Source organism: Streptomyces sp. bgisy159, from assembly GCF_057707805.1.
In genome coordinates this window covers 59,076-66,032 of record NZ_JBYIQX010000040.1, presented here as the reverse complement: position 1 = coordinate 66,032, position 6,957 = coordinate 59,076, and the positions used below count along the sequence as shown (strand labels likewise).

General features: G+C 71.4%; 5 protein-coding genes. 3 read left to right on the top strand and 2 right to left on the bottom strand.

The genetic code is table 11. From position 1 onward, the window contains the following. Positions 1-100 precede the first annotated feature (100 nt). The gene (locus tag AC3ET3_RS28790; protein WP_432133027.1) at positions 101-688 is read right to left on the bottom strand and encodes a biotin transporter BioY; all 588 of its coding nucleotides are present in this window, start codon (positions 686-688) and stop codon (positions 101-103) included. A gap of 320 nt (positions 689-1,008) precedes the next feature. Between AC3ET3_RS28790 and AC3ET3_RS28785 the strand changes: the two genes are divergently transcribed. Next, positions 1,009-2,385 carry an amino acid permease gene (locus AC3ET3_RS28785; RefSeq protein ID WP_432133028.1) on the top strand — a complete coding sequence of 459 codons (1,377 nt, stop codon included), beginning with the start codon at positions 1,009-1,011 and terminating at the stop codon, positions 2,383-2,385. A 122-nt stretch (positions 2,386-2,507) separates the two neighbouring features. Next, positions 2,508-3,155 carry a superoxide dismutase gene (locus AC3ET3_RS28780; RefSeq protein WP_432133029.1) on the top strand — a complete coding sequence of 216 codons (648 nt, stop codon included), beginning with the start codon at positions 2,508-2,510 and terminating at the stop codon, positions 3,153-3,155. Positions 3,156-3,329: 174 nt separating this feature from the next. On the opposite strand, the gene AC3ET3_RS28775 is transcribed toward AC3ET3_RS28780, so the two are convergent. After that, positions 3,330-3,992: a mycothiol-dependent nitroreductase Rv2466c family protein gene (locus AC3ET3_RS28775; protein WP_432133030.1), complete on the bottom strand. Its 663-nt coding sequence runs from the start codon at positions 3,990-3,992 to the stop codon at positions 3,330-3,332. 177 nt (positions 3,993-4,169) lie between these two features. Here AC3ET3_RS28775 and pepN point away from each other — a divergent pair, with 177 nt between their 5' ends. Then, positions 4,170-6,764, top strand: a complete 2,595-nt coding sequence (gene pepN, locus AC3ET3_RS28770) for an aminopeptidase N (RefSeq protein WP_435613145.1) — start codon at positions 4,170-4,172, stop codon at positions 6,762-6,764. Positions 6,765-6,957: the final 193 nt, after the last annotated feature.

Here is a 6,957-nt window from a genome sequence, read left to right as displayed (position 1 = left end):
TGCGCCCCCCCCGGTAGGCCCTCTCGGCAGGCCCTCTCGGCAGGCCCTCTCGGCAGGCCCTCTCGGCAGGCCCTCTCGGCAGGTCGGCCGCGGTGCGGCCTCAGCGGCGGAGCAGCTTCCAGGCCGTCGGCAGCAGCCCCATCGCCAGCGCCGCCTTCAGCGCGTCGCCGACGAGGAACGGCGTCAGGCCGGCCGCGACGGCGGCGGAGGCGGACAGGCCGGCGGACAGCGCGAGGTAGGGCACGCCGACGGCGTAGATGATCGCCGAGCCCAGCACCATCGCCCCGGCCGTCCGCCAGGCGCTGCGGTCGGCGCCGCGCCGGGCCAGGGCACCCACGACGGTGGCGGCGAGCAGCATGCCGAGGACGTATCCGAAGGACGGCATCGCGGCGCCGGAGGAGTGCTCGGCGAACCACGGCACTCCCGCCATGCCGGCGACGACGTACAGGGCGAGGGAGAGGAAGCCCCGGCCCGCGCCGAGGGAGGTGCCGACGAGGAGCGCGGCGAAGGTCTGGCCGGTGACCGGGACCGGGGAGCCGGGGACGGGCACCGACAGCTGGGCCGCGAGGCCGGTGAGGGCGGCACCGCCCACGACCAGGGCGATGTCGCGCACGCGGCCGGCCGGAAGGAGGTCGGCGAGGACCTGCCCCGGGCGGACGGATGCGGCGGATGCGGCGGCGGTGCTCATGGGGACTCCGCGGTGGAGGTGGGGGCAGAGGGACGCGTCGACGCTATCCCAGCGCCTTCCCCGCGATCACCGTCAGCCGTCGACAAAGGGGCGATCACGGACTTGGTGCGCTCCGCACAAAGAATGGTCGCTACACGCGGTTCGGAGTGACCCCGGTCACGGCGGCGCGGCGATCAGGCTCACACGCGACCGTACGGTCACGGAGTGGTCACGCAGCGCACACAGGACGTCCGGATAGCGGACGGAGGATCCCTGTGTCGGGTACGCCCGTCGAAACTGTGGGCGTTTTGCCCATCTCACGCATTGGACGAGCCGCGCCCATGCCCAGCACCACCAAGGTGGACCCGGTCTCCGGCCGGGACGAAGCCACCCTCTCCCACGGTCTCAAACAGCGCCACCTGTCGATGATCGCCCTCGGCGGTGTCATCGGCGCCGGCCTCTTCGTCGGGTCCGGCGCGGGGATCGCCGCCGCCGGCCCCTCCATCGTCCTCGCCTACGCGCTCTCCGGCCTCCTCGTGATGCTGGTGATGCGGATGCTGGGCGAGATGTCGGCCGCCTACCCCTCTTCGGGTTCCTTCTCGGCGCACGCCGAGCGGGCGATCGGGCCGTGGGCCGGGTTCGCCGCGGGCTGGTCCTTCTGGGTGCTGCTGTGCACCGCGGTGGGCCTGGAGGGCATCGGCGCGGCGAAGATCGTCACGGGCTGGCTGCCGGGGACGCCCGAGTGGGCCTGGGTGGCGCTGTTCGTCGTGGTGTTCTGCGCGACGAACCTGGCCGCGGTGAAGAACTTCGGCGAGTTCGAGTTCTGGTTCGCGGCGCTGAAGGTCGGCGCGATCTCGCTGTTCCTGGTGCTGGGCGTGCTGGCCATCGCCGGGCTCCTGCCGGGCACCGACGCCCCGGGCACCGCCCATCTCACCGACTTCCTGCCGAACGGCGGCGAGGGCCTGGTCATCGGCCTGCTGGCGTCGGTGTTCGCGTACGGCGGCCTGGAGACGGTGACCATCGCCGCCGCCGAGTCGGAGAACCCGGTCAAGGGCGTGGCGAGCGCCGTGCGGACGGCGATGTGGCGGATCGCGCTGTTCTACATCGGCTCGATGGCCGTCATCGTCACGCTGGTGCCGTGGGACTCCGAGGACGTCACGGTGAAGGGCCCGTACGTGGCCGCGCTCGACCGCCTGGGCATCCCCGGCGCCGGTCAGCTGATGAACGTGGTGGTGCTGGTGGCGCTGCTGTCGGCGATGAACGCCAACATCTACGGGTCCTCGCGCATCGCCTACTCCCTGGTGCAGCGGGGCCAGGGGCCGCGGGCGCTGGCCCGGGTGTCCGGCGGGGTGCCGCGCCTGGCCGTCCTGGCGTCCTCGGTGTTCGGCATCGGGTGCGTGGCGCTGAGCTACGCGCGGCCGGACGACGCGTTTCCCTGGCTGCTGAACATGATCGGCGCGGTGATCCTGATCGTCTGGATCTTCATCGCGGTCTCCCAGCTGCTGCTGCGGCGCCGGCTCGAACGCGAGGCGCCCGAGAAGCTGACCGTGCGGATGTGGGCGTTCCCCTTCCTGACCTGGGCGGCACTGGCCGGCATGGCGGCGATCTTCGTGTTGATGGCCCGGGAGGCGGACACCCGGGTGCAGCTGTACTCGTCGGGCGGGATGACGCTGTTCCTGGCGGCCGTCGGATACGTGTGGCAGAGGCGCCGCGGCTGACCGGCCCCGGCCGCGACGCGCAGCGAGCCCCCGTGTGATCCACACGGGGGCTTTTTGCTGCTAGCTTGTTGTTGCGAGCTATTTGCAATAAGAGCCGCCCAAGGCCCGGAGGAGACCCCGCCATGCCCGTCTACACGCTGCCCGACCTGCCGTACGACTACTCCGCGCTGGCCCCCGTCATCAGCCCCGAGATCATCGAGCTGCACCACGACAAGCACCACGCGGCCTACGTGAAGGGCGCCAACGACACGCTGGAGCAGCTGGCCGAGGCGCGGGACAGGGAACAGTGGGGCTCGGTCAACGGCCTGGAGAAGAACCTGGCCTTCCACCTGTCGGGGCACATCCTGCACTCGATCTACTGGCAGAACATGACCGGCCCGAAGGAGGGCGGCGGCGAGCCGCTGGCCCAGGACGGCGTGGGTGAGCTGGCCGAGGCCATCACCGAGTCGTTCGGCTCCTTCGCCGGCTTCAAGGCGCAGCTGTCCAAGGCGGCGGCCACCACCCAGGGCTCGGGCTGGGGCGTGCTGGCGTACGAGCCGCTGAGCGGCCGGCTGATCGTCGAGCAGGTCTACGACCACCAGGGCAACGTCGGGCAGGGCGCGACCCCGATCCTGGTCTTCGACGCCTGGGAGCACGCCTTCTACCTGCAGTACCGCAACCAGAAGGTGGACTTCATCGAGGCGATGTGGCAGGTCGTGAACTGGCAGGACGTCGCCCGGCGGTACGCGGCGGCCGCCTCCCGCACGGACGTGCTGCTGCTCGGACCCTGAGGACGTCCTGCCTCGTGATCGTCTTCTCACCCTTCACGCGGGCAGGCCGGTGGAAGGAGAGGCCCTCGCGAGGACGTGACTCGCGAGGGCCTCTCCCGTGGGCTCGGTCCCGACGGCGGTGAGCCGGCGGTCCGTGCCGGCGCCGAAGCCGTCGGCACGGCGCGGAACCGGGTCCTAGAGGTTGCTGAAGTCCGGGCCCTTGGTGCGGGTCCGCTTGATCTCGTAGAAGCCCGGCACCGAGGCGACGGCCAGGGTGCCGTCCCACAGGCGGGCGGCCTCCTCGCCCTTGGGGGCGGGGGTGACGACCGGACCGAAGAAGGCGAGCTGCTCGCCGTCGGAGCCGGGGACGGCGATGACCGGGGTGCCGACGTCCTGGCCGACCTTGTCGATGCCCTCCTTGTGGGAGGCGCGCAGTTCGGCGTCGAACTCGAAGTTCTCCTGCTCGGCGTAGTCGATGAGGTCGGCGGGCAGGCCGACGTCCGCGAGCGCGCCGGCGATGGCCGCCGGCGTCGGACCCTCGCCGTTGTTGTGGATGCGGGTGCCGAGCGCGGTGTAGAGCGGGCCGAGGACGTCGTCGCCGTGCTTCTGCCAGGCGGCGGTGACCACGCGGACCGGCTGCCACGCCTTGGTGGCGAGCATGTCCCGGTAGTCTTCGGGGAGTTCGTCCAGTTTGTCCTCGTTGAGTACGGCGAGGCTCATGATGTGCCAACGGACCTCGATGTCGCGGACCTTCTCCACTTCCAGCACCCACCGCGAGGTCATCCAGGCCCAGGGGCAGAGCGGGTCGAACCAGAAGTCGACCGGGGTCTTCGTGGCGGGCGTCACGCTGTCGGACATGAGTCTCCTTCGGAACCGGCGTTTGAAGGAGCAACATCCCGTGGGCGCCGCCCATTCCCGGCCGCCACGGGCGCCCCGGCCGCCGCCCGGTCCCCGCTGTCCGCTGTCCGGTGCCAGGTCCGCGTGGCAGGATCGGTGCTGTCCACATTCTGATCACCACCTGAGGGAGTGCCACTCGTGCCCGGTGAGAACCTGTCCCGCGACGAGGCCCGGGAGCGGGCCGCCCTGCTCAGCGTCGACGGGTACGACGTGTCCCTCGACGTGCGCTCCGCCGTCGGCGACGCGCCGTCGGACGCGGCGGCCGAGCCGCGCACCTTCCGGTCCGTCACCACGATCCGCTTCCGGTGCAACGAGCCGGGGGCCTCGACCTTCGCCGACCTGGTCGCCCCGCGCGTCACCGCCGTCTCCCTCAACGGCCGGGACCTCGACCCGAGCGAGGTCTTCGACGGCACGCGCATCGTCCTGGAGGACCTGGCCGCCGAGAACGAGCTGGTGGTCGACGCGCAGTGCGCCTACTCGCGCACCGGCGAGGGCCTGCACCGCTTCGTCGACCCCGAGGACGGCGAGGTCTACCTCTACACGCAGTACGAACCGGCCGACTCCCGGCGGGTGTTCGCCAACTTCGAGCAGCCCGACCTCAAGGCCCCGTTCCGCTTCGAGGTACGGGCGCCCGAGGAGTGGACCGTGTGGAGCAACGGCGCCGGGCACCGCGCCGACGGGGTGTGGCGGTTCGCGGAGACCAAGCCGATCTCGACGTACATCACCTGTGTCGTGGCCGGCCCCTACCACTACGTGACGGACTCCTACAGCAGGGTCCTCGACGACGGTACGACGCTGGAGATCCCGCTGGGCGCGCTGTGCCGCAAGGGTCTGGCCCCGCACTTCGACGCGGGCGACGTCTTCCTGCTCACCAAGCAGGGCCTGGACTTCTTCCACGACCACTTCGACTACCCGTACCCGTTCGGCAAGTACGACCAGGCGTTCGTGCCGGAGTACAACCTGGGCGCGATGGAGAACCCGGGGCTGGTGACCTTCCGCGAGGAGTACATCTTCCGGGGCAAGGTCACCCGGGCGTCGTACGAGGCGCGGGCGAACGTCATCCTGCACGAGATGGCGCACATGTGGTTCGGCGACCTGGTCACCATGGAGTGGTGGGACGACCTGTGGCTGAAGGAGTCGTTCGCGGACTTCATGGGCTCCTTCTCGCTGGTCGGCGCGACCCGCTTCGAGGACGGCTGGATCACCTTCGCCAACCGCCGCAAGGCGTGGGCGTACCGGGCCGACCAGCTGCCCTCCACCCACCCGATCACGGCCGACATCCGCGACCTCCAGGACGCCAAGCTCAACTTCGACGGCATCACGTACGCCAAGGGCGCCTCGGTGCTCAAGCAGCTGGTGGCGTACGTCGGCCAGGACGCCTTCCTGGAGGGCGCCCGGCGTTACTTCAAGCGGCACGCGTACGGCAACACCCGGCTCGGCGACCTGCTGTCGGCGCTGGAGGAGACCAGCGGCCGGGACATGGGCGCGTGGGCGGGGGCCTGGCTGCAGACGGCGGGCGTCAACTCGCTCACCCCGCAGGTGCTGCTGGACGCCGAGGGCCGGATCGACGAACTGGCCGTGCTGCAGGAGGCCGCCGAATCGCACCCCGAGCTGCGGCCGCACCGGGTCGCGGTCGGGCTGTACCGCCGTACCGGGGGCGGGGCGCTTGAGCGGTACGCCCGCGCGGAGGTGGACGTCGACGGTCCCCGGACCCTGGTCGCTGAGCTGGCCGGCGCGGACGCCCCGGAGCTGGTGCTGGTCAACGACGACGACCTGACGTACTGCAAGACGCGGTTCGACGAGACCTCGCTGGCGGCGCTGCGTTCGGGTCTCGGTGACCTGACCGACCCGCTGGCGCGCGCCCTGTGCTGGTCGGCGCTGTGGAACATGACGCGGGACGCGCTGCTGCCCGCGCGGGAGTTCGTCGACCTGGTGCTGCGGTTCGCGGGCCGGGAGACCGACATCGGGGTGCTGCAGATGCTGCACGCGTGGGCCGAGTCGGCGCTGGAGCACTATGTGGCGCCGGGTGCCCGCCAGGCGACCGGCCGGCGTCTCGCCGAGGGTGCGTCGCGGGAGCTGCGCGCGGCCGAGCCGGGCGGTGAGCGGCAGCTGGCGTGGGCGCGGTTCTTCGCGCGGGTGGCCGACGCGCGGGCCGACTTCGACCTGCTGAGCGGTCTTCTGGACGGCACGGTGACCCTGCCGGGCCTCGACGTGGACCAGGAGCTGCGGTGGGCGTTCCTGGACGCGCTGGCCGCGCACGACGTCGTGGGCGAGAAGGAGCTGGCCGCCGAACTGGCCCGCGACGACACCGCCTCCGGCAAGCGCCACCAGGTCCGCTGCCTGGCCGCCCGCCCGTCGGCGGCGGTGAAGGCGCAGGCGTGGGCGCAGCTCGTGGAGTCGGACACGCTGTCCAACGCCCTGGCGACCGCGACGATCGCCGGCTTCGCGCGGTCGTCCCAGCGGGAGTTGCTCGCGCCGTACGCGGACCGGTACTTCGAGGTGATCGAGCGGGTGTGGGCCGAGCGGTCGATCCAGATCGGCATGGACGTGGTGTCGGGTCTCTTCCCGTCGTGGCAGGACTCCCCCGAGACCCTGGCGGCGACCGACGCCTGGCTGGCGGCGCACGAGTCGGCGCCCCCGGCCCTGCGCCGGCTGGTGCTGGAGGCGCGGGACGACCTGGCCCGGTCGTTGCGCGGACAGGCGCGGGACGCCGAGGCGGCACCCGCCACCTGACCCCTCACCTTTGGCCATGAATTGAGCGGACGGCCACCGTTACGAAATTCGGTCCATCATGCCCGTAACCCCTGGTCCCACCCATCTGGACCAGGGGTTATCGGCGCCTACTCGGCATCCGAACACCCGTCCTTTAGCGCGGGCTTGTCCGGCTTTGTCGACGAGCGTGTAACAGCGGTTAGGAGCCGGACCC

What these genes read in the sequence shown, in the direction of transcription:
- AC3ET3_RS28790 (WP_432133027.1), bottom strand. Translation starts at nt 688, where the DNA reads ATGAGCACCGCCGCCGCATCCGCCGCATCCGTCCGCCCGGGGCAGGTC.
- AC3ET3_RS28785 (WP_432133028.1), top strand. Translation starts at nt 1,009, where the DNA reads ATGCCCAGCACCACCAAGGTGGACCCGGTCTCCGGCCGGGACGAAGCC.
- AC3ET3_RS28780 (WP_432133029.1), top strand. Translation starts at nt 2,508, where the DNA reads ATGCCCGTCTACACGCTGCCCGACCTGCCGTACGACTACTCCGCGCTG.
- AC3ET3_RS28775 (WP_432133030.1), bottom strand. Translation starts at nt 3,992, where the DNA reads ATGTCCGACAGCGTGACGCCCGCCACGAAGACCCCGGTCGACTTCTGG.